Below are 1077 nucleotides of genomic sequence, written 5' to 3'. Positions count from 1 at the left end.
CATATCGCCGATACGCAAAGCAACACTCCCGGTGAGAACGCATGCCCGACGGCATCCGTGGCTCCCATCGGCCCCGGCCCCGGATCGGTAAGACGATTCCGCGCCCCGGCCGCGTGACCTCCGTCGCGTCGCTCCCCGGCCGGCACCGCCGCGATGGCGCCCGCCACCTGTGATGAACGCCGGACGCCCGGGCCCCGTCGAGTGATCGGAGCCGAGCCGCGAACCGCGGCCCGCCCCGAGTCCTCCCCTCAGGAGCACCCCATGAGTGACACCCTGCCGTCGGCCACCGAAGCGCTCGCGGCGCTCACCGGCACCCATGAGCCCACGCTGCACCGGCTGCTCGACGCCAAGGCGGTGTGAGCGATGGGGGAGAGCGCCGACCACGTCGTCCGCCTCGTGCGCTCGTCGATGCCGCCGCTGGGTCCGCTGCCGGGGATCCTGCGCGCTGGCGGGGATCAGGACATCAGTCGGGCCGAGATGCCGAACGGGACCGGTGCCTGGGTCGTGAGGGAACACGATCTGGCGCGTCGTGTGCTGGTCGATCCGCGGCTGAGCCGGGCCGCGGCCACCGGCCCGGGCTCGCCGAAGCTGGGTTCCGGCCGGCCGTCGCCGGACTCCATCATCAGTCTCGACGGCACCGCCCACGCCCGGCTGCGCCGGCTCGTCTCCGATGCGTTCACGGAACGCCGGGTCGCGGAGCTGAGGCCGTACGTCCGGGGTCTGGTCGGCGATCTTCTGGACGGCATGCGGTCGCAGGCGGGCCCGGTCGACATCGTGAGCTCCCTGGCCGAGCCGCTGCCCTTGCGGGTGCTGTGCGAGGTTCTCGGCATTCCGTGGCAGGACCACGACCAGTTCGGCCCGTGGGTCACCGTACTGTTCGAGATGCAGGGCGACGAGGAGGACAACAGGCTTCGTACGCTGCGTCTGGTCCGCTACGTGACGTCCGTCGTGGCCCGGAAGCGGCGCAGCGACGGCGACGATCTGATCTGCCGCCTGAGCCGGCAGTCCCCCGACGGTGACCGGCTGTCGAACCGGGAGCTGGTGACGCTGGTGCTCAGCCTGCTGACCGCGGGCTAC

1 pseudogene is annotated in these 1077 nt (G+C 71.9%); it reads left to right on the top strand.

Annotated features, from left to right (window positions below):
* Positions 1-363: 363 nt before the first annotated feature.
* Positions 364-1077: pseudogene (locus RBH18_RS43850) on the top strand (hypothetical protein); the annotation flags it as partial.

Source organism: Actinoplanes oryzae (assembly GCF_030757795.1).
Classification (GTDB): Bacteria; Actinomycetota; Actinomycetes; order Mycobacteriales; family Micromonosporaceae; genus Actinoplanes.
Note: the sequence above shows the minus strand (reverse complement) of the source record. Positions and strands in the feature narration are given on the sequence as shown.